21 protein-coding genes are annotated in these 24214 nt (G+C 65.6%); 10 read left to right on the top strand and 11 right to left on the bottom strand.

Annotation, left to right across the window (positions count from 1 at the left end; all coding sequences use genetic code 11):
- Positions 1 to 18: 18 nt before the first annotated feature.
- The 3 genes from ACQZF9_RS21925 (at position 19) to rpoD (ending at position 4734) form a co-directional block, all read left to right on the top strand.
- On the top strand, positions 19 to 996 hold the full coding sequence (locus tag ACQZF9_RS21925) for a cyanophycinase (RefSeq protein ID WP_428311090.1): 978 nt from the start codon (positions 19 to 21) through the stop codon (positions 994 to 996).
- 9 nt (positions 997 to 1005) lie between these two features.
- A complete protein-coding gene (dnaG, locus tag ACQZF9_RS21920) occupies positions 1006 to 2772 on the top strand; it encodes a DNA primase (protein ID WP_428311089.1) in 1767 nt (588 codons plus the stop codon).
- Positions 2773 to 2886: 114 nt separating this feature from the next.
- Entirely contained in the window at positions 2887 to 4734 is a 1848-nt protein-coding gene (gene rpoD / locus ACQZF9_RS21915) for an RNA polymerase sigma factor RpoD (protein ID WP_428311088.1), read from the top strand.
- Positions 4735 to 4794: 60 nt separating this feature from the next.
- Here the strand turns inward: rpoD and ACQZF9_RS21910 are convergent, their stop codons facing one another.
- Both ACQZF9_RS21910 and ACQZF9_RS21905 read right to left on the bottom strand, forming a co-directional pair.
- Positions 4795 to 5487 (bottom strand): outer membrane beta-barrel protein, encoded by a 693-nt coding sequence (locus tag ACQZF9_RS21910; protein WP_428311087.1) that lies wholly within the window; start codon positions 5485 to 5487, stop codon positions 4795 to 4797.
- Positions 5488 to 5669: 182 nt separating this feature from the next.
- Positions 5670 to 6299 carry an outer membrane protein gene (locus tag ACQZF9_RS21905; RefSeq protein ID WP_428311086.1) on the bottom strand — a complete coding sequence of 210 codons (630 nt, stop codon included), beginning with the start codon at positions 6297 to 6299 and terminating at the stop codon, positions 5670 to 5672.
- 141 nt (positions 6300 to 6440) lie between these two features.
- Here ACQZF9_RS21905 and ACQZF9_RS21900 point away from each other — a divergent pair, with 141 nt between their 5' ends.
- Positions 6441 to 7352 (top strand): DegV family protein, encoded by a 912-nt coding sequence (locus tag ACQZF9_RS21900; protein ID WP_428311085.1) that lies wholly within the window; start codon positions 6441 to 6443, stop codon positions 7350 to 7352.
- A gap of 82 nt (positions 7353 to 7434) precedes the next feature.
- Entirely contained in the window at positions 7435 to 8181 is a 747-nt protein-coding gene (locus ACQZF9_RS21895; protein ID WP_428311084.1) for a ParA family protein, read from the top strand.
- A 28-nt stretch (positions 8182 to 8209) separates the two neighbouring features.
- On the opposite strand, the gene ACQZF9_RS21890 is transcribed toward ACQZF9_RS21895, so the two are convergent.
- From ACQZF9_RS21890 to ACQZF9_RS21870, 5 genes are all read right to left on the bottom strand, one after another.
- On the bottom strand, positions 8210 to 9316 hold the full coding sequence (locus ACQZF9_RS21890) for a 5-(carboxyamino)imidazole ribonucleotide synthase (protein WP_428311083.1): 1107 nt from the start codon (positions 9314 to 9316) through the stop codon (positions 8210 to 8212).
- Positions 9313 to 9834, bottom strand: coding sequence for a 5-(carboxyamino)imidazole ribonucleotide mutase (gene purE, locus ACQZF9_RS21885; protein ID WP_428311082.1), 522 nt, complete (start codon positions 9832 to 9834; stop codon positions 9313 to 9315). Before purE ends, ACQZF9_RS21890 begins: the two co-directional genes overlap by 4 nt.
- A 212-nt stretch (positions 9835 to 10046) precedes the next feature.
- Positions 10047 to 10784: an SIMPL domain-containing protein gene (locus ACQZF9_RS21880; protein ID WP_428311081.1), complete on the bottom strand. Its 738-nt coding sequence runs from the start codon at positions 10782 to 10784 to the stop codon at positions 10047 to 10049.
- The gene (locus ACQZF9_RS21875) at positions 10781 to 11884 is read right to left on the bottom strand and encodes an efflux RND transporter periplasmic adaptor subunit (RefSeq protein ID WP_428311080.1); all 1104 of its coding nucleotides are present in this window, start codon (positions 11882 to 11884) and stop codon (positions 10781 to 10783) included. Before ACQZF9_RS21875 ends, ACQZF9_RS21880 begins: the two co-directional genes overlap by 4 nt.
- Positions 11881 to 14976, bottom strand: a complete 3096-nt coding sequence (locus ACQZF9_RS21870; RefSeq protein WP_428311079.1) for an efflux RND transporter permease subunit — start codon at positions 14974 to 14976, stop codon at positions 11881 to 11883. Before ACQZF9_RS21870 ends, ACQZF9_RS21875 begins: the two co-directional genes overlap by 4 nt.
- Positions 14977 to 15123: 147 nt before the next feature.
- Between ACQZF9_RS21870 and sufT the strand changes: the two genes are divergently transcribed.
- Together sufT and apaG are read left to right on the top strand one after the other, a co-directional pair.
- Positions 15124 to 15687, top strand: coding sequence for a putative Fe-S cluster assembly protein SufT (gene sufT / locus ACQZF9_RS21865; protein WP_428311078.1), 564 nt, complete (start codon positions 15124 to 15126; stop codon positions 15685 to 15687).
- A 13-nt stretch (positions 15688 to 15700) separates the two neighbouring features.
- Entirely contained in the window at positions 15701 to 16084 is a 384-nt protein-coding gene (gene apaG, locus ACQZF9_RS21860; protein ID WP_428311077.1) for a Co2+/Mg2+ efflux protein ApaG, read from the top strand.
- 129 nt (positions 16085 to 16213) lie between these two features.
- Here the strand turns inward: apaG and ACQZF9_RS21855 are convergent, their stop codons facing one another.
- Complete coding sequence (locus tag ACQZF9_RS21855; protein WP_428311076.1) at positions 16214 to 16786, bottom strand: superoxide dismutase family protein; 573 nt, start codon at positions 16784 to 16786, stop codon at positions 16214 to 16216.
- 58 nt (positions 16787 to 16844) lie between these two features.
- Here ACQZF9_RS21855 and uvrD point away from each other — a divergent pair, with 58 nt between their 5' ends.
- From uvrD to ACQZF9_RS21840, 3 genes are all read left to right on the top strand, one after another.
- Positions 16845 to 19094, top strand: coding sequence for a DNA helicase II (gene uvrD / locus ACQZF9_RS21850; protein WP_428311075.1), 2250 nt, complete (start codon positions 16845 to 16847; stop codon positions 19092 to 19094).
- 57 nt (positions 19095 to 19151) lie between these two features.
- Positions 19152 to 19358, top strand: a complete 207-nt coding sequence (locus ACQZF9_RS21845) for a hypothetical protein (RefSeq protein ID WP_428311074.1) — start codon at positions 19152 to 19154, stop codon at positions 19356 to 19358.
- Between the two features lie 160 nt (positions 19359 to 19518).
- Positions 19519 to 20364 (top strand): zinc-dependent peptidase, encoded by an 846-nt coding sequence (locus ACQZF9_RS21840; RefSeq protein WP_428311073.1) that lies wholly within the window; start codon positions 19519 to 19521, stop codon positions 20362 to 20364.
- Here the strand turns inward: ACQZF9_RS21840 and ACQZF9_RS21835 are convergent.
- The 3 genes from ACQZF9_RS21835 to ACQZF9_RS21825 all read right to left on the bottom strand — a co-directional run bounded on the left by ACQZF9_RS21835 (position 20310) and on the right by ACQZF9_RS21825 (position 24190).
- Entirely contained in the window at positions 20310 to 21566 is a 1257-nt protein-coding gene (locus ACQZF9_RS21835) for a class I SAM-dependent methyltransferase (RefSeq protein WP_428311072.1), read from the bottom strand. The genes ACQZF9_RS21840 and ACQZF9_RS21835 overlap by 55 nt on opposite strands.
- A gap of 154 nt (positions 21567 to 21720) precedes the next feature.
- A complete protein-coding gene (locus tag ACQZF9_RS21830) occupies positions 21721 to 22104 on the bottom strand; it encodes a DUF3192 domain-containing protein (protein ID WP_428311071.1) in 384 nt (127 codons plus the stop codon).
- A 148-nt stretch (positions 22105 to 22252) separates the two neighbouring features.
- Positions 22253 to 24190 (bottom strand): S9 family peptidase, encoded by a 1938-nt coding sequence (locus ACQZF9_RS21825; protein ID WP_428311070.1) that lies wholly within the window; start codon positions 24188 to 24190, stop codon positions 22253 to 22255.
- Positions 24191 to 24214: the final 24 nt, after the last annotated feature.

The raw sequence follows: 24214 nt of genomic DNA, 5'->3' as shown, positions 1-24214 counted from the left end.
CATCGCCCGGGGAATTCCATGAACCGATTTGCAGGTGTGCTGTCGCTGCTGTTGCTGGCAATGGCCCAGCCCGCCGCAGCCCTGGACACGCAGCGCAGCGGCAGCCTGCTCGACGCCGCGCCCGCGCTGACCGGCCCGTCGTACTACCTTCAGGGCAATGGCCAGCCGATGGCCGATGCGTTCCAGACCCATATCAACCAGGTCGCGGCCAGCCCCCTGGATGTCGTCGTGCTCGCCGCGTCGTACGGCAGCGCCACCGACCCGACGCCCGAATGCGACCTGATCGTGCAACTGGCCAACGTCAACTCCTGCCAGACCTTGGTAATGGTCAGGAAAAGCGGCGCCAACGATGCCGCCAACGCGGCGATCGTCGAAGCCTCGGAGATCGTCTATTTCGCCGGTGGCGACCAGTGCAACTACGTCGGCTGGAAAGGCAGCTTGGTTTACAACGCGGTGCTGGGCGTGGTCGCGCGCGGCGGTGGCATCGGTGGCGGCAGCGCAGGCCTGGCGATCCAGGGCGATTACGTCTACGACGGCTGCACCGGCAGCGTCGATTCGCCCGCGGCGCTGAAGAACCCCTATGCGCCGGCCATCCATTTCACCTACGACTACTTCGACTGGCCGCCGCTGAAGAAGCTGATCACCGACACGCATTTCGTCGAGCGGGACCGCATGGGCCGGCTGATGGCCTTCCTCGCGCGCCAGCTCCAGGATGGCGTGACCAAGAAGGCCTATGGGCTCGGCATCGACGCCGATGCCGCCGTGGTCATCGACAGGAATTCGCAGGGCCTGGTGTTCGGCGGGCCGGCCTACGTGGTCTACGCCGACCATCCGGCGGTGCTGTGCAAGGCCGGCAAGCCGCTCAGCTACGATGATTACAAGATCTGGCCGCTGTCACCCGGGACGAGCTTCGACTTCGCAACGCATGCTGCCTCAGGGTTCTACCTGCGCGACGTCGTCAAAGGCAAGATCCAGGGCGATCCTTACGCCCCCTAGAATATCAACGTGGCCGGCCTGATCCCACAAAGCTTCATTCACGACCTGCTCGCCCGAACCGATATTGTCGAGGTGATCAGCTCGCGGCTGGAGCTCAAGCGCGCCGGCCGTGAATACAAGGCGCTGTCGCCGTTTTCCAACGAGAAATCGGCGTCGTTCTTCGTCTCGCCGACCAAGCAGTTCTTCCATTGTTTCAGCAGCGGCAAGCACGGCAATGCGGTCGGCTTTTTGATGGAATACGACCGCCTGACTTTTGTCGAGGCGGTCGAGGAACTGGCCAAGCGCGCCGGCCTGGAAGTGCCCCGCGAGGGCGGCGGCAGCTTCGAGCGCCTGGTGCTCGACGGCCCGCTCGATGCGCTGGCCGCGGCCGAGCGCCATTTCCGCGAGCAGCTGAAAAAACATCCGGCGGCGATCGAATACCTGAAAAAGCGCGGCGTCAGCGGCGATATCGCCAAAACTTTCGGCATCGGCTTTGCGCCGGACAGCTGGGATTCGCTGACGCGCTTCTTCGACAACCCGCTGCACGCGATCGAAGCCGGCCTGCTGATCCCGAAGGACTCCGGCGGCGCCTACGACCGCTTCCGCAACCGCGTGATGTTCCCGATCCGCGACACCCGCGGCCGCGTCATCGGCTTCGGCGGCCGCACCCTCGGCAACGATCCGGCGAAGTATCTGAACTCGCCGGAAACGCCGCTGTTCCACAAGGGCAAGAACCTGTTCGGCCTGTACGAGGCCAAGCAGTCGGTGAAGTCCGAGCTGCCCTACCTGCTGGTCGTCGAAGGCTATATGGACGTGGTGATGCTGGCGCAGCACGGCATCCCGCTGGCGGTGGCGACGCTGGGCACCGCGACCACGCGAGAGCAGCTGGCGCTGATCTACAAAAGTACGCGCAAAGTCGTGTTCTGCTTCGACGGCGACCGCGCCGGCCGCAGCGCCGCCTGGCGCGCGCTGGAGCAGGCGCTGCCGGAAGTGCATGGCGACCGCGAGTGCCTGTTCATGTTTCTGCCGGATGGCCACGACCCCGACACGCTGGTGCAGGAGATCGGCGCCGACGCCTTCCGCGAGCGCATCACCGAGGCGATGACCCTGAGCGGCTTTCTGCTGGCCGAACTGTCCAAGCAGGCCAACCTGGCGACGCTGGACGGCCGCGCCAAGCTCGCCGCGCTGGCGCGGCCGCATCTGGAAAAACTGCGGCCGGGCCCGCTGCAGACCCTGATGATCGACGAGCTGGCGCGGCTGACGCGGCTGCGGCGCGAAGACTTCGCCGCCAGCACCAATACCTCGGCGCCCGGCGATGACGACGCGCCGCCGCGGCGGCAACGCGAGTCCGGCCGCGGCCCGGCCGCGATCGCCGCCGGCGCGACGCGGCCAGTGCGCCGCGCCTTGCAGCTGCTGATGGAGCGTCCCGATCTGGCCGACAGCGTCGCCAATACCGAGCTGCTGCTGACCGCCGACGTCACCGGCATCCCGGCGCTGGTCGACGCGCTGGAGTTCTTTCACGAAAACCCCGGCGCCAACGGCGGCCAGCTGCTGGAGTACTGGCGCGGCACGTCCAAGGCCACCGCGCTGGAAAAACTGATGCGCGAGGAAGTCGCGCTGGAAGACGCCGGCATCGAGCAGGAGTTTGCCGATGCGATGCGTCATCTGACCCAAAAGGCGCTCGACGGCCGTCGCCGCCACCTGCTCGCCGAGGCCCAGGTGAGGGAGCTCGAGCGGCCGGAGCTGGCCGAGCTGGAGAGCCTGACCCGTCAACTTTCGGGCCGCCGTACGGTCTGATCCAGGCCGGCGTCGTGACTCGATACTGGTCTATTCGTGACCAGCTTCGGTAGAATGCGCAGTTCTCCGCTTTCCAAAATGGGGCAGAAAATCGCCCCCGCAGCCGAGTCAAGCATGACCAATAGCGCCGAAAAGCAATCCCAGATCAAGGTCCTGATCGCCCTGGGCAAAGACAAGGGCTTTCTGACCTACGCTGAAGTGTCGGATCACCTGCCGGAAGTGGTCGATTCCGAGCAGATCGACGACGTCATCAGCATGATCCAGACGATGGGCATCCAGGTGCACGACGAGGCGCCGGACGAGGAGAGCCAGCTGTTCTCCGAGCCGGCCGTCGTAGCCAGTGCCGAAGAAGAAGAAGACGCCGCTGAGGAAGCCGCCGCCGCGCTCGCCGCCAGCGACGACCAGTTCGGCCGCACCACCGACCCGGTGCGCATGTACATGCGCGAAATGGGCAGCGTCGAGCTGCTCGACCGCGAAGGCGAAATCCGCATTGCCAAGCGCATCGAAGAGGGCTTGAACGAAGCCCTCTACGCGATGGCGATCTACCCGGAAACCGTGAAGATCCTGCTCGAGGCCTATGCCTCGGTCGGCGAAGGCAAGCGTCGCCTGGCCGAAGTCATCACCGGCTTCTTCGACCCGAACGCGCCGGCCGTGGTCGAGGCGCCGCCGCCGGTCGAGCTGGTCGAGGAAGACGACGAGGACGAGGACGAAGCCGCCACCGACGAGGAAGAAGAAGCCGTCGACACCGGCCCGGATCCGGAAGAAGCGCGTCTCAAGTTCGAAGAGATGCAGAACCTCTACAACAAGGCCTGGGCCGCGTTGCAGAAGACCGGTTCGGACGACAAGAAGACGCTCGGCAAGCGCGAAGCGGTTGCCGACCTGATCATGACCCTGAAGCTGTCGCCGAAAATCGTCGACGAGATCAATCGCAACCTGCGCGGCAAGATCGAGCAGATTCGCGAGATCGAGCGCAGCGTGATGCGCATCTGCGTGCTCGACGCCGGCATGGCGCGCGACGAGTTCCTGGCCAAGTACAAGGGCACCAAGCCGGACGACGTCGAGTGGCTCGACAAGTCGATCCGCGCCAAGCGCAAGTATTCGGCAACGCTGGCCACGCGCCGCGACGAAATCGTGGAACTGCTGACCGGCCTGACCAAGATCGAAGGCGATTACCTGATCGCGATCGACGAGATCAAGGACATCAACCGGCGCATGAACGTCGGCGAAGCCAAGGCGCGCCGCGCCAAGAAGGAGATGGTCGAGGCGAATCTTCGTCTGGTTATTTCCATCGCGAAGAAATACACCAACCGCGGCCTGCAGTTCCTCGACCTGATCCAGGAAGGCAACATCGGCCTGATGAAGGCGGTCGACAAGTTCGAATATCGCCGTGGTTACAAGTTCTCGACGTACGCCACCTGGTGGATCCGCCAGGCGATCACGCGCAGCATCGCCGACCAGGCGCGCACCATCCGTATTCCGGTGCACATGATCGAGACGATCAACAAGCTCAACCGCATCAGCCGCCAGATGCTGCAGGAAATGGGTCGCGAACCCACGCCCGAAGAGCTGGCGGTGAAGATGGAAATGCCCGAGGACAAGATCCGCAAGGTGTTGAAGATCGCCAAGGAACCGATCTCGATGGAAACGCCGATTGGCGACGACGAGGATAGCCACCTCGGCGATTTCATCGAAGACACCGCGGCGGTTTCTCCGCTGGAATCGGCGACGTCGTCGAGCCTGGCCGAAGCCACGCACCAGATTCTCGCCAGCCTGACGCCGCGCGAAGCCAAGGTGCTGCGCATGCGCTTCGGCATCGACATGAACACCGACCACACGCTGGAGGAAGTCGGCAAACAGTTCGACGTCACGCGCGAGCGCATTCGCCAGATAGAGGCCAAGGCCCTGCGCAAGCTGCGCCATCCGAGCCGCGCCAACTATCTGCGCAGCTTCCTCGACGAGTAAGCATCGCAATAACAAAAAAGCCCCGGAGAACCGGGGCTTTTTTGTTGCTTCACGCCAGCATCAGAAGGTCAGACGCGCGCCGACGCGGGCTTCTTCGATACGCGTGGCCGGGTTGTTGTCGCCGCCACCGGTCAGGCTGGTCAGACGATAGTCCGCGAACACGCCCAGGTTCTGGGTCACGTTGAACGCCAGGCCGCCGAGCACTTCCAGACCGTCGCCACCGCCGACATCGACGTAGCCGATTTCGGCATTGAGCGTGATGTAGTCGCTCAGCACTTTGCCCTGAGCGCCCAGATGCGCGCCCCAGCCTTCGTTGGTGTCGTTGTTGCTCTCGGCGGCGCCGCCGTTGTCGAAGGTGATCTTCTGCTTGTTGTCGAGACGGATGTATTCGCCCTCGACATAGAACGGCGTCGTCGGAACCATATAGCCGATGCCGCCGCGATATCCCTCGGTCTTGTCGCGGATCTTCGAGTCCGGCACGAAGATGCCGGTACCGTTGATGCTGATACTGTCGTACGTGTTGCGCTCGTATTCCAGGCTGGCGAACACGTTGTCGATCAGGCCGAAGCGGCCCTTGGCGCCGTAGCCGTCGCCATTGTCGAACTTGACGCTGCCCGAATCGGAGTCGCCCTTGAGCAGCGTGTACGGGGTGTAATACACGTCGAGTTGCGAAGCCGCGTGGGCTGCCGTCATCGGAACCGCTGCCAGCGCAGCGAGCACCAGCGTCTTGCGAAATGTCTTTACGCTTTGCATCAGTCTCTCCTGAGATAAGGGATGCGACGCCGGCAATGAGCTTGATGTTTGAGGGCCGGCGCTCGACGCGAATGATTGATTCGCAGCGCTGAACTGATGCTGTATATGCCAACAAAAAAGCCCCGGAATTCCGGGGCTTTTGTAACAAACTTCGCGCAAGGAATTACTCGAATGAAGCGAGACTACATGCGGCTGGTATCGAACAGCACGCGCACGCCGACGCGCAGATCGCCCAGCGTGTAATCGACGTCGCCGCTCAGATCGGTGTGACGATAGTCGACGAACGCGCCGATATTGGGCGTGATGTCGAGCGAAGCGCCGACCAGAAACTCGAAGCCGTCGTAAGTGCCGTGATCGTCCAGCGACAGGTAGCCGCCCTGGCCGTAGATCTGCACGTTGCGCGCGATCGGGAAGGCCAGGCGAGCATGCACGCCGAAACCGCTGAGATCGGCATCGACATCGTCGATCTGCAGGTCGACGTATTCACCGTAGATCGCCAGCGTGCCGGTCTGCAGCGGAATCTGCCAGCCGCCGCCGAGGCGCAGCTGATCGAGATCGACATCGAAGTCGTCGTACGAGCTGGACTGGTATTCGCCTTCGAGGAAGAAATTCTGCGCACGGCCAAACGGCACGATGCCTTTCACACCGAAGCCATCGCCGTCATCATCGCCGCTGACGCCGCCGCCGAGATCGACATCGAGCTTGCTCGTCGGGATGTAGTAGCCGTCGACATGCGCACCTTCGTTGGCGAACACCGTGGTCGGCACCGCGAGCGCGGCCAGCAGCAACAGCTTCTTTGTAGCTTTCATCATCTTGATTCTCTCCTTGAGGTCGTGGGTACTACGCCAGCCATCCGCCAGCGCTGCGAAACCCGGCCATTTCATGGCGGCTCTCCTTCTACGGGCTTCGCGGCGCCGGCATGATAGCCGGATAAACATCATCAGGAGTCGGGCATGCGCGTCGCTGTGCTCACGGAGGCAAGCTGCGATCTGCCCGAGTCGTTTTTGCGCCATCACGGCGTCGAAGTGCTGCCCGGCAGGGTGCGCGTCGAAGACCGTGTGGTCCTCGACGAACGTGATCCGATCGTCAGCTCTCGCTTCTATCGCAATGCGTTCAGTGCGCACGGCGCCGACTGCGAAGTGCTGCAAGCCACGCTCGATCAAACCTGGCAACGCATCGTCGATCGTCTGATTCCTCGATACGACTATGTGCTGTGCATCGCACCCGATGCCGCACTCAGTCCGGTGCATCGCAACCTGACACGCGCGGCTTTCGCGGCGCTGAATGAAGCCTCGGCGCTGAGACGCGAAGGCGTCGGCACGACGCCGTTCGGCATGCGCGTGATCGACGCGCGCGCGACGTCGGCCGCGCTCGGCGTGATCGTCGCCCAGGCCTGCCTGCTGATCGCCGGCGGTCACGCCGCTGCCGATGTTGCAAGCACGATCGAAGCGATGCGCGACGAAGTCGCCAGCTTTCTGGTGCCGCCCGAGCGCACCCGGCTCGACGCGCCGCGACGCTGGCGCGATCACCTGGCCCGCGCAATGGGACAGCGACCGATCCTGCATCGGGAAGGCCCGCGCTATGTCCTCACCGGCCGCGCGGCCGGCACTCGCGGTGCCGTCGAAAAGCTGCTGCTGCTGGCCGCGGCCGAGATCCGTCGCGGACTGTCGGTGGCGCATGTCGTCATCAGCCACGGCGGCGATCCGGCCGCCATTGCGGCGCTGCCCGGCTACGCGCAGTTGTCTTTGGCCGCGCAGGAGCACAAGGTCACGCTGTTGCCGACGATGATGAGCGTCAGCCGCGCGCTGGTGATCGGCAGCGGGTGCACCGAGGTCGCCTACGTCCCTCGAGCCGGCAGCCGCTGATCGTCGTGCTTATTGTTCGAGTTTAGAGTTTTTATTTAATTATTTAAAACGTCTAAAGAACGCTCATACGAAAAGGTCGGGCATGAAGACTCTGGCGCTGTACAACGTCAAAGGCGGCGTCGGCAAATCCGCCGCCGCCGTCAATCTGGCCTATCTGGCAGCCGCCAGCGGCCTGCGCACGCTGGTCTGGGATCTGGATTCGCAGGCGGCGTCGAGCTGGTATCTGCATGCCGGCGGCGAGGCCGCCAAGGCCAAGCAGTTGCTGGCCGGCGACACGCCGGTCGGCCGCCTGGTCAGGCCGACGCCGTATGACGGCCTGGCCGTGATCCCGGCCGAGTTTTCCTACCGCTATTTCGACATCCTGCTGAAAAAGGTCGAGCCGCCGCGCGAGGCCTTGAGACGGCTGCTGAAGCCCTTCGCTTCGCAATACGACCTGGCGGTGCTCGACTGCCCGCCGGCACTGTCTCACCTGGCCGACAACGTGTTCCACGCCGCCGATCTGGTGATGGTGCCGGTGGTGCCGACCTGGCTGTCGCTGCGCGCGTTCGAGCAGCTGCGCGAGTACTTCGACGCCGAGGGCTTCTCGCAGAAGAAGCTCAAGCCGTTCTACTCGATGGCCGACCGGCGCCGCTCGCTGCATCGCGAGCTGCTGGAGCAGCCGCCCGCGGTCATGCGCGGCATGGCCGAGGCGGTGATCCCGTATTCGTCGATGGTCGAGCGCATGGGCGAGCACCGCGCGCCGATCGCCGCCTACGCGCCCAGCGACGATGCGGCGCTGACTGCGTATGCCGAGCTGTGGCTGGAGGCGGCGAAGACGCTGGGGCTGTAGCCCGGGTGCAACCCGGGTTGCACCCGGGCTACGAGGCGACGCTTTCGACCAGCGCGACCAGTTCCGTCAGCCGGCGCTGCAGCTCGGCTTCGCTGTTCGCGGTGACGGTGGCGTGGCCGACCTTGCGCTGCGGCTTCGGCGCCTTGCCGTAGTGATGCACGTGCACGCCGGCGATCGCGCAAAGGGCCGCGTTGTCCGGCGCACGGCCGATGAAATTGACCATCGCCGAATGGCCGCGTGCGGCGGTAGAACCCAGCGGCAGGCCGGCGACCGCGCGCAGGTGATTTTCGAACTGCGAGCACTCCGAGCCCTCGATGCTCCAGTGCCCGGAGTTGTGCACGCGCGGCGCGATTTCGTTGGCGTAGAGCTGGCCTTCGGATACGAAAAACTCGAAAGCCATCACGCCGACGTAGTTCAGATGCTCGGCAACGCGGCGCGCATAGTCTTCGGCCTGGGCCTGCAGCGGATCGTCCTGCTGCGGAATCGACACGCGCAGGATGCCGTCGCGATGCTGGTTGGCGACCACCGGATAGAAACGCATTTCGCCGTCGCGTCCGCGCACCGCCAGGCACGACAGCTCGCGCTCGAACGGCACGAAAGCCTCGACCAGGCAGGGCGTGTGCGGCGCTTCCGCGCCGCCGAGACGCGACCAGGCGTCGTCCAGATCCTCGGGCTTGCGCAATACCGCCTGGCCCTTGCCGTCGTAGCCGAGGCGACGCGTCTTCATCACCGCCGGCAGGCCGACGTTGCGGATCGCCATGTCGAGCGCGCCGCGCGCCGCCACCGGCATGTAGCGCGGCACCGGAATGTTCAGCGCGTCGAACAGCTTCTTCTCGTTGAGCCGATCCTGGCCGACGGTCAGCGCCACGGCCGGCGGATACAGCGGCAGCTTCGCGCCGACGACTTCGGCGGTATGCGCCGGCACGTTCTCGAATTCGTAAGTGGCGACGTCGCAGCTGGCGCAGAAACGCGCGAGCGCGGCCTCGTCGAGATACGGCTGCTGAATGGTTTCGCCTAGCGAGGCCGCGCAGGCGTCCGTCGCCGGGTCGAGAAACACGAACTGCAGATCGAGCGGATAGCCCGCCAATGCGAGCATCCGGCCCAGCTGGCCGGCACCGAGGACACCGATCTTCATGGCAGCGTCGGCAGGCTCAGGGCTGCGTCGGCGAGCACCTTGTCGGTCTGTCCGGCGCGGAATTCGTCGAGGCGCTGTGCGAGTGCGGCGTCACGCGTGGCCAGCATCGCCGCGGCCAGCAGCGCCGCATTGGTGGCGCCGGCGACGCCGACCGCCAGCGTGCCGACCGGAATACCCGCCGGCATCTGCACGATCGACAGCAGAGAATCCAGGCCGTTGAAGGCCTTGGACTGCACCGGCACGCCGAGCACCGGCAGCCGCGTCTTGGCCGCGCACATGCCCGGCAGATGCGCCGCGCCACCGGCGCCCGCGATGATCACCTGCAGACCGCGTGCGACCGCGGTTTCCGCGTATTCGAACAGCAGGTCGGGCGTGCGATGCGCCGACACCACGCGCGCCTCGCAAGGCACGCCCAGGGTTTCGAGCGTACGCACCGCGTGCGCCATCGTCTCCCAGTCGGAGCGGGAACCCATGATCACGCCCACCAGCGGCGCGTCGGTTTTCGAGTCTGCGGTCATGTCCGGCCTGAGCCCCCGGAATGGGGGAAAAGAGGCGGATTATGGCATCCGGCCACGGGCGGACCAAGTATGGGTTGGGTAAAGCTTCGGCTGCGAGCCTGGCTCAAGCCCCTCGATACGCTTCGCAAGCGAAGCTACTCGGGACGAACGGAGAGAAGCCCGTTCGTCCCGAGTAGCCGCAACGCGGCGTATCGAGGGACCCGAAGCGAGCCCTAAGGCGCCACCTCGAACTGCGCATTCACCGCCGCATGAAAGCGGATTTCGCCGGTCTGCAGGCCCATGTCGGCGTTGCCGCTATCGCTGGCCTCGGCGCCGCGCATCGCCATCGCCTTCATCATCGGCTGCGGTGCCGGCGCAGAGCCTTCTTCAGTGATGCCGTGCACGCTGCCGAGCTTCACGCCCAACGTGTCGGCCAGCAGCCTGGCCTTGGCCTGCGCGTTCTTTGCGGCCTGCACCAGCGCCTGATTCTGCAGATCATCGGCCTTGGACGATTCCAGCACCGGCGGCTGCACCTGGTTGACGCCGGCACGCGTCGCCGCCAACAGATAGTCGCCGAGCTTGTCGAGATTGCCGACGCGCGTCTCGATGTCACGGCTGACGCGGTAGCCGGTCAGCTTGTTGTTGCGCGCCTTTTCGTCCCACACGTATTCAGGCTGGATGCTGATGCCGGCGGTGGCGATGTCCTCGTCGCGCGCACCGAGTTTCTTGGCCTCGGCAACGTAGGCCTTGACGACCTTGTTCACCGCCGCCTCGGCCGTCGCGACTTCCGGGCTCACCTGCGTGACGCCGATCTGGATGCGTGCGCGATCCGGCACCGCGCTGACATCGGCGTCGCCGCTGACGCTGATCAGGCGCGGCGGCAGCGGGTGCGGCGGCATCTCCTGCGCAGCGAACGCGCCTTGCGTGAACGCGAGGGCCAGCGCCGCGCCAAACAAGCTCCGCTTGATCACGGTTGTGAGAGTCCGCTGCTGAGACCACTGCTGCCGCTGTTCCATGTCTTGCGTTCTCCTATGACTTTGACCGGATCACCATCATGCAAGGTCTCGGCACCGCGCACCACCACCGCATCCTGCGCGGCGAGAGCGCCCTGCACCGCAACCCATTCGCCATCGGCCGAGCCGGTTTTGACCGGCACGCGCTCGACCTTGTCCTTGCGCACGACGTATACGGCTAGACCATCCGAGCGGATCACCACGGCGTCGCGCGGCACCGCGAGCACTTGCTGCACCGCTGCGAGCGGCAACACCACTTGGAGCGTGCGGCCGACCGCGAGTTCCGCTTCGGCCTGCGGCAGATCGATCAAAGTCTCGAAGCTCTGCGAACGCGCATCGCCGACCGGCACGATCGCGCGCACTTTCGCCGCGACCACGCGCGTGTCGTCGAGCCTCACCTGTACGGTGGAGCCCGGCTCGATCGCGCGCACGTGGCGCAGCGGCAGGAACATGCGCAACTCCAGATGCTCGGTGTCCTGCATGCGCACCACCGCGTCGCCGCGCGCGACTTCCTCGCCTTCGCGGCGCACGCGCTCGGCGATCACGCCGGCGAACGGCGCGCGCACTTCGGCGCGGGCCAGGCGATCGTCGGTCTGACGCAACGTCGCGCGGGCGATTTCCAGATCGCTGAGCGCGAGATCGCGGGTATTTTCGGCCTGGTCCAGCTGAAAGCGGCTGACCGCGGTGCCGGAGGCCTTCAGGCGTTCGAGTTCGCGATTGGCCTGCTTCAGCGCCAGCTCGCTGCGCGTCACGCGCGCGGCCTGTTCGGCGCGTTGCAGGCGATATTCGCCGGTGTCGATGCGCGCGATGACCTGGTTCTTGGCGACTCGTGAACCGGGTTCGGCGACGAAGTCGATCGGCCCGGCAATGCCGGCGGCCATGTCGGCGCCGGAGCGTGATTGCACTTGTCCTGTCGCGGTGATCGACGGCGCCAGATCGCGCAGCGCGGCGCGCGAGGTTTCGACGGCCGCGGCTTTCTGTTCGCCTTGCGCGCACACCGTTGCGCTGCCCAGCGCGAACATCACCGCCAGCGCGACATGAAACGTATTTTTGCTCATTTACCGAAAACCTCCTGCGACGCCGGCTCTGCGGCCGCGCGTACTCGGGACTCGCCCAGGCGCAGCAGCGCGGGCATCAGAAACCAGGTGAACATCGTGCCGACGATCATGCCGCCGGAGACCACGGCGGCGAGGCCGCGATAAATCTTCGCGCCGAGCCCTGGCATCAGGATCAGCGGCAGCATGCCGAGCACCGCGGTCAGCGTGGACAGAACAATCGGCCGCGCGCGCGTTTCCAGCGCTTCGCGTACCGCATCGCGGCGCGCCATGCCGGCATGTTCGCGCGCGCGCGTCTGATCCACCAGCAGGATCGCGGCGTTGACCACCAGGCCGAGCAGGATGATGAAGCCGATCATCGTCAGCAGATCCATCGCCTGAAAATCGAACCAGCCGATCACACGCAGCGCGCCGATACCGCCGGCGATCGACACCGGAATCACCAGCATCACCAGCAGCGCGTCCCACAGGCTCTTGAACAGTGCCGACATCAGCATCATCAGCATGATCAGCGCGAGCGCGAAATTGCTGGCCATCGCCTTCAGCGCTTCGGTCAGCTCATTGGCGCTGCCGCCGTAGCTGAGCTGCATGCTGCCCTGCATCGCCGCACGCAACTTGGGCTCGACTTTTTGCGTCAGCGTCGACACCGCCTCGTCGAGACTCATCGTGTCCGGCGGCTCGAAGTTCACCGACACGGTGCGGTGACCATTGACGCGCGACAGCTGCGAAGGCCCGACCGTCTGTGTGATTTTGGCGAGTTCGCCGACGGTCTGGATGCCGGCGGTCGGCGTCGACATCGGCAGCTCGGCGAGTTCTTCCGGCGAATGCCATTCCTCGCTTTTGACGATGATGTCGAGCCGCTTGTTGCCGTCGAAGTAGTAGCCGGCCCAGAGCCCGCCGGTGAACGCGCGCAGCGAGTCGGCAACGTCGGTGCGCGTCGAGCCCGAGCGTGAAATGCGCCACTCGTCCGGCTGCAGCTGGATCTCCGGCTGGTTCAGTTCCAGCGCCGGCTGGCTGCGCGGGAACGTGCCCGGAATCGCCAGCGGAATTTCAGTTTCGGCGATGCGCGCGACATCCATCAGCGCGTCGAGGTCCGGCCCCTGCAGGTACAGCTCGATGTTGCGCGCGGTGCCGCCGTCGAGATTGAACAGCGAACCCTGGCTGGCGTAGACGCGCACGTCGGGCAGGTCGGCGAGAATCTTGGTGCGCAGCAGTTCGACCACGTCCTTGGTCTTGCGCGGATCGGCCGCGTAGGCGACGACCAGGCCGCCGTTGCCGCCGCCCCAGGCGCTGAAGTTGTAGTACTTGATCTTGGGCTCGGCGCGGCCTTCGTAATAAGGCCGCAGACGCTCGACGACGATCGGCCCCATTTCGGCCTTGATCGTTTCGATATTGCCGCCCGGCGGCGTGCTGAAATTGCCCCAGACGTTGTCGGTCTGCGCCACCGGCAGGTAATCCGGCTTGGGCGCGGCGAGCCAGCAGAACAGCAGCGAGCCCGGCACCAGAATGCCGATCAGCAGCGCGCGCAGCTGAGGCGTCGCCGTCACGCGCATCGCGCCGCGCGCCATCGCCTTCCACCAGTGATCGTGCTGGTCGTCGGGGATTTTTCTTGCCAGCGCCCAGCGATTCGCCGCGGGAATCACCGTCATCGCCACCAGCAGCGAGGCCGCATGCGACACACTCATCGTGATCGCCAGGTCCTTGAACAGCTGGCCTTCCAGGCCCTGCATGAACAACACCGGCAGAAAGATCGCGACGCTGGTCAGCATCGACGCGAACAGCGCCGGAATCACTTCGCCGGCGCCGTCGATGGTCGCCTTCAGCGCGCTGCGGCCTTCCTGCATGAAACGGATGATATTGCCCTGCACGATCAGCGCGGCGTCGGTGACGATACCGGTGGAAAACGCCAGGCCCGCGAGCGAAATCGTATTGAGGCTGCGGCCGAGCAGATGCAGCGTGATCACCGCGAACGCCAGCGACAGCGGAATCGTCGCCGCGATCACCAGCAGCGCACGCGGCCCGCGCAGGAAGTACCACAGGCCGCCGACCGCCAGCAGGATGCCGATCACCAGCGACTCCTGCACGAAGCCGATCGCGCGGCGCACGTAGACGCTGGCGTCCCAGCTCAGGTCGGCGGTCAGTTTCTCCTTGGCCAGCGGACCGGCATTGAGTTCGGCCAGCGCGGTCTTCACGCCGTCGAGCACCTGCACGATGTTGGCGGTACTGGTGCGGCGGATCGCGATGAAATAGCCGGGCACGCCGTTGCGATACGAAAACTGCTGCTGGTCCTGCAGGCCGACGCCGATGTCGGCCACTTCGCGCAGATACAGCGGCCGGTCATTGCTCCAGCCGACGATCAGATTGCCGAGGTCGGCGACCGGCTCGCGGCCGGTGAAGCGCACCGTGAACTGGCGGCGGCCGACGTTGACGAAGCCGGCCGAGGTGTCGTGCGCGGCGATCACGGTCTGCGCGATCTGCCGTGGCGTGATGCCCAGCGAGGCCAGCCGGTGCGTGTCGAAGCGGATCTGCACTTCGGCGGGCCGGCCGCCGTCGAGCTCGACCTGGCTGACGCCTTCAACCCGCGACAGCCGCGGCTGCACCACTTCCTCGATCAGCTTCTGGTAGCGGGCCGCCATGTCCTCGACGTTGTTGCCCGGCAGCGGCCGCACCAGCACCGAGGCGGCGTTTTCCTTGGTCCAGGGCGCACCGTCGAACACCTGTGGCTCCTCGGCGTCCGGCGGCAGCGGCGGCAGCGTGTTGATGCGCGACACCACGTCGAGCATCACCCGGGTCATGTCGGTGCCGATCTCGAAGCTCAGCGACACGCCGCCGCCGCCACGGTTGATCTGCGAGCGCATCTCCTTCATGCCGGCGAGGCCCTTCATCGCCTCCTCGATCGGCTCGATCAGCGCCTCCTCGACCTCGCTGGGCGCGGCCTCGCGCCATTGCACGTTGATCCAGATCTGCGGGTTCTTGGTGTCCGGCAGCAGCTGAATCGGCAGGCGCAGCAGCGCCATCGCGCCGAACAGCAGCACGATCAGCGCCGCGGCGGCGATCGCCGCGGGATTGGACGCGGAATATTCGGTGAAGCGCATGAGGGACCCCCCTTTAGGTCACCGCGCGATGCTTGAGGGTAGCGCCCCGGCACCGTCTTCTGATGCGTGACTGACAGCAGGGGTTTAAACTGAGTTCCGAAGCGCCATCTTATGGCTCACCCAAAGCCGGTTCCCCGCTGCGATCCCATGTCATCAGATGAATCCGAAACCGTCACGCTGACCCGTGACGTGGTGGCCATTCTCATCCCTGCCGGCACCAAGGTCGAGCTGCCGGAGGGCGCGGCTGCGCAAATCACCCAGGCGCTGGGTGGCAGCTTCACCGTGCAGGTGCAGGGCCATCTGTTCCGCATCAACGGCGGTGACGCCGATGCGCTGGGCAAGCAGGTGGTGCGCGGCCCCGAGGTCAGCGAGGACGCCTCCGACGAGGAGCTGGAGAAGGCGGTGTGGGCGCAGCTGCGCACCTGCTACGACCCGGAGATCCCGATCGACATCGTCGAACTCGGCCTGGTCTACGAAAGCCGTCTGGAGCCGGTGGACCCGGCCAACGCCGGCGGCGCGCGCAAGGCGGTGATCCGCATGACCTTGACCGCGCCCGGCTGCGGCATGGGCGACGTGCTGGTCAACGACGTCAAGACCAAGGTGCTGCAGGTGCCGAGCATCACCGAGGCCGATGTCGAGCTGACCTTCGACCCGCCCTGGAGCCGCGACATGATGTCCGAAGCGGCGCAGCTGCAAGTGGGCATGTACTGATGAGCGCGACGCGATGAGCGACACCGTCACCCAGGGCGTGCGCATCCAGGTCAAGCCGCAGTACGTGGCCGAGCAGTCCTCGCCGGAGCGCGGGCACTACCTGTTCACCTACCACATCACCATCCGCAACGAGGGCAGCACCACGGTGCAGCTGCTGTCGCGGCACTGGGTGATCACCGACGGCGAGGGCCGGTGCGAAGAAGTCCGCGGCCCCGGCGTGGTCGGCAACCAGCCGGTACTCAAGCCCGGCGAACAGTTCCAGTACACCAGCGGCTGCCCGCTGACGACGCCGGTCGGCACCATGCACGGCAGCTTCCACATGGTGCCGATCGACGGCGCGCCTTTCGAGGCGGCGATCGCGCCGTTCCGGCTCGCGGTGCCGCGCGCGCTGAATTGAGCTTCCGGCGGGCGCTCGTGTCCCTCGATACGCCGCGTTGCGGCTACTCGGGAGGAACGGGGAGCGGGATATAACGGAGCCCCGTTCCTCCCGAGTAGCGCCGCCGGCGCGTATCGAGGGACAACGACTTCAGCCCTTTTCGATCACCCCACAGGCAATGCGGCCACCGGCGTTGCCGGCCGGCTGGCTGGTGTAGTCATCCGCACCGGCATGCACGACCAGGGCCTTGCCGATCACGTCCTTGGCACTGCCGGTGCCAATCTCCAGCCCCGGCACGGTGACGTCGACCATCGCCTTTCCTTCACTGTCGGCGGTGATATTGGGCATGTCGCCGGCGTGGTGGTCGCCCGCCGTCATGTTGCCGTGCGGCTTGCCGTCGGGGTTCAGATGGCCGCCGGCGCTGCTGGCGTCGGGCGCGCTGCAATCGCCTTTCTCGTGAACGTGGAACGCGCTGACGCCGCCCGGCTTCAGCCCTTCGAGCGTGCCGCTGATTTTGACGCCGCCAGCGGCGCTGACGAACTTGATGTCGCCCTTGGCCTCGTTGCCGTCGGTGGCCTTGAGGCGGGTTTCGGCGCTGACGACGCTGGCTTCGGCGGACGGCCCGGCCATCGCGGCGGGCGCAGCCGGTTCGGACTTCTTGCAGGCGGCCAGCGCGGCAACGGCCACCAGCGGGATCGCGTACAGCGGACTGAGCTTGTTCATGTTCTTCCTTGATGCAGCAATGCGGAGGCCTACCGTACATTCCCGGTAAAATCGCCAGATGAACGATCTTTCCGAAGTCGGCCACCTGGTCAGCCAGCTCAACGACGCGCAGAAGGACGCCGTCACCGCGCCGCCTGAGCATCGCCTGGTCCTGGCCGGCGCCGGCTCCGGCAAGACCCGCGTGCTGGTGCACCGCATCGCCTGGCTGATCGCGGTGGAGAATGTATCGCCGCTGTCGATCCTCGCGGTCACGTTCACCAACAAGGCCGCCAACGAAATGCGCGGCCGCATCGAGTCACTGCTGGCGGTGCCGGTGCGCCAGCTCTGGGTCGGCACGTTTCACGGCATCGCGCACCGCATGCTGCGGCTGCATTGGAAAGAGGCGACGCTGCGCCAGGACTTCCAGATCCTCGACGCCGACGACGCGCAGCGCCTGGTCAAGCGCATCATCAAGCAGCTCGATCTGCCCGAGGATCAGTGGCCGGCGAAGATGGTCGCCAACTGGATCAGCAGCCAGAAAGAAGAAGGCCGGCGCCCGCATCACTTCGACGACATGGGCGACTTCACCCAACGAGCTTTGGTCAGGGTGTACAGCGCGTATCACGCCACCTGCGAGCAGCAGGGCCTAGTCGATTTCAGCGAGCTGCTGCTGCGTGCGTACGAGCTGTGCCGCGACGACGCGAACGTGCAGGCGCACTACCGCCGCAAGTTCCGCCACGTGCTGGTCGACGAATTTCAGGACACCAACACGCTGCAGTATCTGTGGCTGAAGCTGCTGGTCGGCGAGCAGGGCGTGCTGTTCGCGGTCGGCGACGACGACCAGAGCGTCTACGGCTGGCGCGGCGCCAAAGTCGAAAACATGATGAAGCTGCAGCGCGAATTCCGCGGCCTGGAAATCGTGCGGCTGGAACAGAACTACCGCAGCACCGGCACGATCCTGAAAGCAGCCAACGGTTTGATCGAACGCAACAGCGGCCGCCTCGGCAAGAACCTGTGGACCGACGGCCACGAAGGCGCGCCGATCCAGCTCTACGCCGCGTTCAACGAATACGACGAGGCCGAATTCGTCGTGCAGCGCATGAAGGAGCACATCAACGGCCCGCTGCGCCACAGCGATCTGGCGGTGCTGTATCGCACCGGCGCGCAGTCGCGCGTCATGGAAGAAATGCTGATCCGCGCGCGCATGCCCTACCGCATCTACGGCGGCCTGCGCTTCTTCGAGCGCATGGAAGTCAAGGACGCGCTGGCCTGGCTGCGGCTGATCCACAACCGCGATGACGATGTGAGTTTCGAGCGCGCGCTGGCGACGCCGCCGCACGGCGTCGGTGCGACCAGCATCGAGAAACTGCGCAGCGCCGCGCGCGAAGCCGGTGTGTCGCTGTGGGCCGCTTCACGTCGCGATCCGGCGCTGCTGGGCCGCACTGCCGGCGCGATGAACAAGTTCCTCGACCAGGTCGACAGGCTCGGTGTCGAAGCGAAAGACCAGCTGTTGCCGCGCGTGATGGAAGACGTGATCACCGGCAGCGGCCTGCGCGAGCACTACCAGAAAGAAAAAGGCGAACAGGCCGAAGGCCGTCTGGAGAACCTGGACGAGCTGATCAGCGCCGCACGCAGCTTCGAGCGGCCCGACGAGGACGGCGTCGAGCCGGTATCCGCGTTCCTGGCGCATGCCGCGCTGGAAGCCGGCGAGGGCCAGGCCGCAGCCGGCGAAGACTCGGTGCAGCTGATGACCTTGCACGCGGCAAAAGGCCTGGAATTCCCGGTGGTATTCATCGTCGGCCTGGAGAACAACCTGTTCCCGTCGATGCGCGCCGTCGAGGAAGGCAATCTCGAGGAAGAGCGCCGGCTTTGCTATGTCGGCATCACGCGGGCGCGTCAGCAACTGTATTTGAGCTACGCCGAAGTGCGGCGCATTCATGGTGTCGAGCAGATCGGCATGCCGTCGCCGTTCCTGAAAGAAATTCCGCAGGAAACGCTGATGGAAACGCGGCCGCGTGCCGGCATCCTGCGACCGTCGAGTTTCGGCGGCGGCCGCGATGCGCCGCGTTACGGCAACGGCGGTTACGGCGGCGGTGGCAGCAACAGCAGCGGCGGCGGCTACACACCACCGCCGCGCCGCATCGCGGGCGCGAGTGCGCCCGATTACGGCGGTTTCAAGCTCGGCCAGCGCGTCAGCCACGCCAAGTTCGGCGAAGGCGTGATCCTGAGCTTCGAAGGCGAGGGCGAGCGTGCGCAAATCGAAATCCGCTTTCGCGAGGCCGGCATCAAGCGCCTGATGCTGGGCTTCGCGAAATTGCAGGCGATGTGAACTTGCCGTTGGCGCTTTCGATGCGTCCCTCGATACGCCGCTGCGCGGCTACTCGGGATGAACGGGGCATCGCGAGACGAATACAGAACAAAACACCGTTCGTCCCGAGTCAGGCTCGGCCAGCGCGTCAGCCACGCCGAGTTCGGCGAAGGGGTGATCCTGAGCTTCGAAGGCGAGGGCGAGCGTGCGCAAATCGAAATCCGCTTTCGCGAGGCCGGCATCAAGCGCCTGATGCTGGGCTTCGCGAAATTGCAGGCGATGTGAACTTGCCGTTGGCGCTTTCGATGCGTCCCTCGATACGCCGCTGCGCGGCTACTCGGGATGAACGGAAGACAGCTCAGTGGCCGCGTAACGAAACTCCGTTCGTCCCGAGTAGCGCCAACGGCGCGTATCGAGGGACCGGATCGAGTCGCGAGACTAGCTGATGTCCGCCGCCGCCTGGGCCTTCTTCGCTATCGCGATCGCCGTCGCGCTGATCGTCGGCCCGCTGACGACGCTGCGCCTCATCTCGAATCGGCGCAACAACGCAGCACCGATGCCGGAAAATGATCTGCGCGAAGCATTGCTGAAGCTGATCCCGGTTCTACAGCACTTGCCCGACGCACTGCGTCAGCGCCACGCGCAACGCACCGCGCTGTTCCTGAAGCACAAGCGCTTCGTCGGCTGCGACGGCCTGGAAGTCAGCGACGAGATGCGCCTCGCCGTCGCCGGCTTTGCCTGCCTGCTGGTGCTGCAGCCGGACGCGATCCGCGACGGCCTGTTCCCGGCGGTGAAGAAAATCCTGCTGTATCCCGACGTCTTCCTGGTGCCGGTCAGCGAGCCCGACGAGTTCGGCCTGGTCGACGACGAGCCGCAGGAACGCATCGGCGAATCCTGGCAAGGCGATCGCGTGGTGCTGTCCTGGCGCGACGTGCAGGCCGCGCTGCAAGGCGACGAAGTCAACGTCGTCGTGCACGAATTCGCGCACCAGCTCGACGATGAGTCACTGACCGCCGAAGGCGCGCCGAACCTGCCGGACTACCAGCGCTGGTCGGCGGTCATGCAACAGGAGTTCGAGCGCCTGCGCCGTCATCGCCGGCCGAAAGTGCTCGACCCTTATGGCGCCGAAAGCCCGGCCGAATTCTTCGGCGTGGTCACCGAGGCCTTCATCCAGCGCGGCGCCGAACTGGCGCAGCATCACGCTGCGCTCTACGAGCTGCTGCGCGACACCTTCGGCTACGACACCCGCGACTGGCTGTGGCCGGACGCCCCGGAAGAAGAAGACGCGTAAAGGTAGTCGCGCGTCAGCGGCAGCCGCGTCTGCTCGCGCAGCAGCTGGAAGTGGAACACCACCATATGGCCCCAGCGAAAACTCGCTTCCGAGGTCTGCAGGTAGAACTCCCACATGCGGCAGAAGCGCTCGCCCAGGCGCTCGCGAAATACCTCGCGCTGCAGCTGAAAACGCCGGTTCCATTCGGCCAGCGTGAAGGCGTAGTGCAGGCGCCAGGTCTCCATGTCGCTGCACACCAGCTTGCTCGGCTCGATCGCGCTCAGCACTTCCGACGCCGACGGAATATAGCCGCCGGGGAAGATGTATTTGGCAAGCCAGGGATTGGTCACACCGGGCGGCTTGCTGCGGCCGATGGTGTGGATCAGCGCGGTGCCGTCGGTTTTCATCAGCGCCCTGACGCGCTCGAAGAACGGCGCGAACTGCGGCCGGCCGACATGCTCGAACATGCCGACGCTGACCACGGCGTCGAAGCGGCCGGGTGTGTCGCGATAGTCCTCCAGCCGCAATTCGATGCGTGACTCCAGGCCACGCTCGCGCACCCGCTGCTGCGCGATCGCCAGCTGCTCGACCGACAGGGTGATGCCGGTAACGTGCACGTCGGCGAAATGTTCGGCGATATGGATCGCCAGGCCACCCCAGCCGCAGCCGATGTCGAGTACGCGCGCGCCGGGCCGAAGATCGAGCTTGGCGGCGATGTGCGCGCACTTGGCCTGTTGCGCCTGTTCCAGGCTCATGTCCGGATCGCGAAAGTAGGCGCAGGAATAGAACAGGCCGTTGTCGAGAAACGCCGCGTACAGGCTGTGATCCAGATCGTAGTGATGCGCGACGTTGCGACGGCTGCTGCTGGCGTTGTTGCGCTCATGCAGGCCGGCGCGCAGGCGCTTCCAGCGTTTTTTCAGGCGCTTGACCAGCGTGCCGCCGGGCACCGGCAGGCCGCGCGTCAGGCCCATGCCGACCTGCAGCACCGACATCAGGTCCGTGGCCGGATCACTTTTCAGGGGCTGCCAGACGCCGTCCATGTAGGCCTCGCCGATGCGCAGGCCCGGGCTGGTCAGCGCACGCAGGAAGGCGCGCAGATCGCTGACCTCGACCGCCACCTCGGGCGGGCCCTTGCCCAGGCTCAGCACGCGGCCGTCGGGCGCGTGAATCTTCAAGGTGCCCTGGTCGGTCTTGTTGCCCCGCACATCGAGAATTCGCTGCATCGCGGGGTACTCCTGCGATCGTCCTTGGTGAGGACCAGACAGTAGCAGCGCGCGCTGACGCGTGTTCGCTTCAGCTGTAGGAGCGGACCCTGTCCGCGACTGTGCGCCCAGAGCCTCAGTCGCGGACAGGGTCCGCTCCTACAACCGTAGCGTGTTACTCGGAAATCGCTTTGCTGTAAGCCGCCTCACCGATGCCGGTCAGCTTGCCATTGAGAAACACCAGCGCCGTGGTTTCGTCGCGCGTGGTGTCGCCGTCGGAATGCAGGTGCTGGGTGCGGTAGCGCAGCACGCGGTATTCGCCTTCCTTGCCGCGCAGCGCCTCGGAAAAATCCGGCACGCCGAGCTGGGTCTGCACCTCGGCGAGGTTGGAACCCAGCGGCAGCAGGCCGATCAGGCTGCGGTTGCGTTCCTCGGTGCGGGTATGCGAATCCTTGTGATAGCCGCTGTCACCGTCGCCGTCGCCGATCGCGAAAACGCAGCCGCCTAGGCTGGAAGCCAGCACCAGCACCAGCAGCGCCTGCAGTCCGGTCTTGATCATTTTGTCGCCCTTTATTGTGGTTGATTGGATACGTCCCGATCAGCAAGGGGCACGACGCATGCCAGCCGCTGGCAGCTTATGGATCAATCACTTGCAAGCGGGGCGCCACCGGGCGCTGGCGTAAAAACCCAACTATTGGCGCAGAGCCTCACTCCAGCAGGATCTTTTGCAGGAACAGGATCGCGGCGTTGTTGTACAGATCGCGGTTGGCCTTCTTGCGGAAGCCGTGGCCCTCGTCCTTGGCCAGCAGGTACCAGACTTCGCCGCCGTTGTTGTTGCGGATGGTCTCGACCATCTGCTCGGCCTCGCTGGCCGGCACGCGCGGATCATTCGCGCCCTGGACGATGAACATCGGCCGGGTGATGCGCGCGGCGTTCGTGGTCGGCGAAATCGCTTGCAGAAACGCGCGCATTTTCGGATCGCTTTCGTCGCCGTATTCGGCGCGGCGCAGGTCACGGCGATAGTCCTGGGTATTGGTCAGGAAGGTCACCCAGTTGCTGATGCCGACGACGTCGATGCCGCCGCGCAGCCGGTTGTTGTAGCGCGTCATGCTGGCGAGCGTCATGTAGCCGCCGTAGGAGCCGCCCATCACGGCGACACGCTCGGCATTGAGTTCCGGCTGCGTCGCGATCCAGTCCAGCAGCGCGCCGATGTCGCGCACCGAATCCTCGCGCAGGCGGCCGTTGTCCAGCGTCAGATACTTTTTGCCGTAACCGGAGGAGCCGCGCACGTTCGGCACCAGCACGCTGATACCGAGTTCGCGCGCATAGAACTCGATCAGCGGATTGAAGCTCGGCAGCGCCTGGCTTTCCGGCCCGCCGTGAATCGAGATCAGCACCGGCCGCGGGCCGTCGCCGAGGCCGCGGTAATAGAACGCCGGCACCTGCAGGCCGTCGAAGCTGTTGACGTGGATCAGCTGCGGCTCGGTAAAGGTGCTCGCATTCAGGCCGCCGGTTTCGCTGCGCGTCCAGCGTGTCAGCTTGCGGCTGGCGCCGCTGCCGACTTCGATCGAAAACACGTCGGTGGGATTGCGTGCGTTGTTGAGGTTGAAGCCGAGCCGCTTGCCGCCGGCGTCGAACTCCAGGCCGCTGATCACGCCGGCCGGCAGCGCCGGCACGCTCAAGCTCTTGCCGGTCTTGAGGTCGAGCAGATGCAGCTGGCTGATGCCGTCGGCGTTGACCGTGTAGGCGAGGAACGAGCCGCCGCCGGACAGCTCGATCTGCTCGACGTCCCAGTGGGTGTCGGCGGTCAGCACGCGCGCCGCGCTGCCGTCGAGTTGCTCGTAACGCAGCCGCTGAAAATCCGAATCCTGGTCGCTGACGTAGTACACGCCGCGACCGTCGCGCGAGAAACGTGCGGTGGAAAAACTCACCGGCTCGCTGGCCGGATGAAAACGCTGCAGCTCCGGCAAACCGTCGCCGGAAAGATCGGCAAGATACAGCTCGCTTTCGTTGGCCGAGACGTAGTGCGACAGCAGCAGGCGCCGGCCGTCCGGCGAAAAATCCAGCGCGCTCCAGGCGCCTTCGCGCGCCGTCACCGCGCGCACTTCGGTCTTGCCTGGCGTGCCGATGACGACGTCGGTGTCCTTGCCATTGCGGCGCGTGGTCGAATAGGCGAAGCGCTCACCGCTGGACGACCAGCGCAGATCGGTATTGCGCGCCTTGCCGTCACTGAGCAGCTGGATGTCGCCGCTACCCAGATCGTACTGGTAGACCTGATAGAACTCGCCGCCGCCGACGTCCTTGGTGAACAGGAAGTGCTGGCCGTCGGGCGCGGCCGCGACTTCGGCGACCGGCTCGGCGAAGAACGTCAGCTGCCGGCGGTCGGCGCCGGGCGCGGCGACAAGGTGAACCTGCGCGGTCTCGGCGAAGCGCGTCGAAATCAGCAGACCCTGGTCGCGGGCGAGCCAGCCGGCGAGGCTGGCGGAACGCGTCTGCTGGTAGCGGTTGGTGCGCTCGGCGAGTGCCGGCGGGATGGCCGGCACGTCTTCCATGACCAGGTTGCCGCGCTCGATGCGCTCGACGGCCTGGGCCGGGAGCGCGTTCAGAAAAATAGCTGCGACAAAAGCAATCTGCTTGATCTGCATGGGCTCTCCGTTGCGCTATCTGCT

Origin of the sequence: Hydrocarboniphaga sp., from assembly GCF_965279055.1 — a bacterium.
Lineage (GTDB): Bacteria > Pseudomonadota > Gammaproteobacteria > Nevskiales > Nevskiaceae > Hydrocarboniphaga.
Note: the sequence above shows the minus strand (reverse complement) of the source record. Positions and strands in the feature narration are given on the sequence as shown.

Coding starts and splice junctions, on each gene's coding strand:
- ACQZF9_RS21925 (WP_428311090.1), top strand. CDS start 19: ATGAACCGATTTGCAGGTGTGCTGTCGCTGCTGTTGCTGGCAATGGCC.
- rpoD (WP_428311088.1), top strand. CDS start 2,887: ATGACCAATAGCGCCGAAAAGCAATCCCAGATCAAGGTCCTGATCGCC.
- ACQZF9_RS21910 (WP_428311087.1), bottom strand. CDS start 5,487: ATGCAAAGCGTAAAGACATTTCGCAAGACGCTGGTGCTCGCTGCGCTG.
- ACQZF9_RS21905 (WP_428311086.1), bottom strand. CDS start 6,299: ATGATGAAAGCTACAAAGAAGCTGTTGCTGCTGGCCGCGCTCGCGGTG.
- ACQZF9_RS21900 (WP_428311085.1), top strand. CDS start 6,441: ATGCGCGTCGCTGTGCTCACGGAGGCAAGCTGCGATCTGCCCGAGTCG.
- ACQZF9_RS21895 (WP_428311084.1), top strand. CDS start 7,435: ATGAAGACTCTGGCGCTGTACAACGTCAAAGGCGGCGTCGGCAAATCC.
- ACQZF9_RS21890 (WP_428311083.1), bottom strand. CDS start 9,316: ATGAAGATCGGTGTCCTCGGTGCCGGCCAGCTGGGCCGGATGCTCGCA.
- purE (WP_428311082.1), bottom strand. CDS start 9,834: ATGACCGCAGACTCGAAAACCGACGCGCCGCTGGTGGGCGTGATCATG.
- ACQZF9_RS21875 (WP_428311080.1), bottom strand. CDS start 11,884: ATGAGCAAAAATACGTTTCATGTCGCGCTGGCGGTGATGTTCGCGCTG.
- ACQZF9_RS21870 (WP_428311079.1), bottom strand. CDS start 14,976: ATGCGCTTCACCGAATATTCCGCGTCCAATCCCGCGGCGATCGCCGCC.
- sufT (WP_428311078.1), top strand. CDS start 15,124: ATGTCATCAGATGAATCCGAAACCGTCACGCTGACCCGTGACGTGGTG.
- apaG (WP_428311077.1), top strand. CDS start 15,701: ATGAGCGACACCGTCACCCAGGGCGTGCGCATCCAGGTCAAGCCGCAG.
- ACQZF9_RS21855 (WP_428311076.1), bottom strand. CDS start 16,786: ATGAACAAGCTCAGTCCGCTGTACGCGATCCCGCTGGTGGCCGTTGCC.
- uvrD (WP_428311075.1), top strand. CDS start 16,845: ATGAACGATCTTTCCGAAGTCGGCCACCTGGTCAGCCAGCTCAACGAC.
- ACQZF9_RS21845 (WP_428311074.1), top strand. CDS start 19,152: ATGAACGGGGCATCGCGAGACGAATACAGAACAAAACACCGTTCGTCC.
- ACQZF9_RS21840 (WP_428311073.1), top strand. CDS start 19,519: ATGTCCGCCGCCGCCTGGGCCTTCTTCGCTATCGCGATCGCCGTCGCG.
- ACQZF9_RS21835 (WP_428311072.1), bottom strand. CDS start 21,566: ATGCAGCGAATTCTCGATGTGCGGGGCAACAAGACCGACCAGGGCACC.
- ACQZF9_RS21830 (WP_428311071.1), bottom strand. CDS start 22,104: ATGATCAAGACCGGACTGCAGGCGCTGCTGGTGCTGGTGCTGGCTTCC.
- ACQZF9_RS21825 (WP_428311070.1), bottom strand. CDS start 24,190: ATGCAGATCAAGCAGATTGCTTTTGTCGCAGCTATTTTTCTGAACGCG.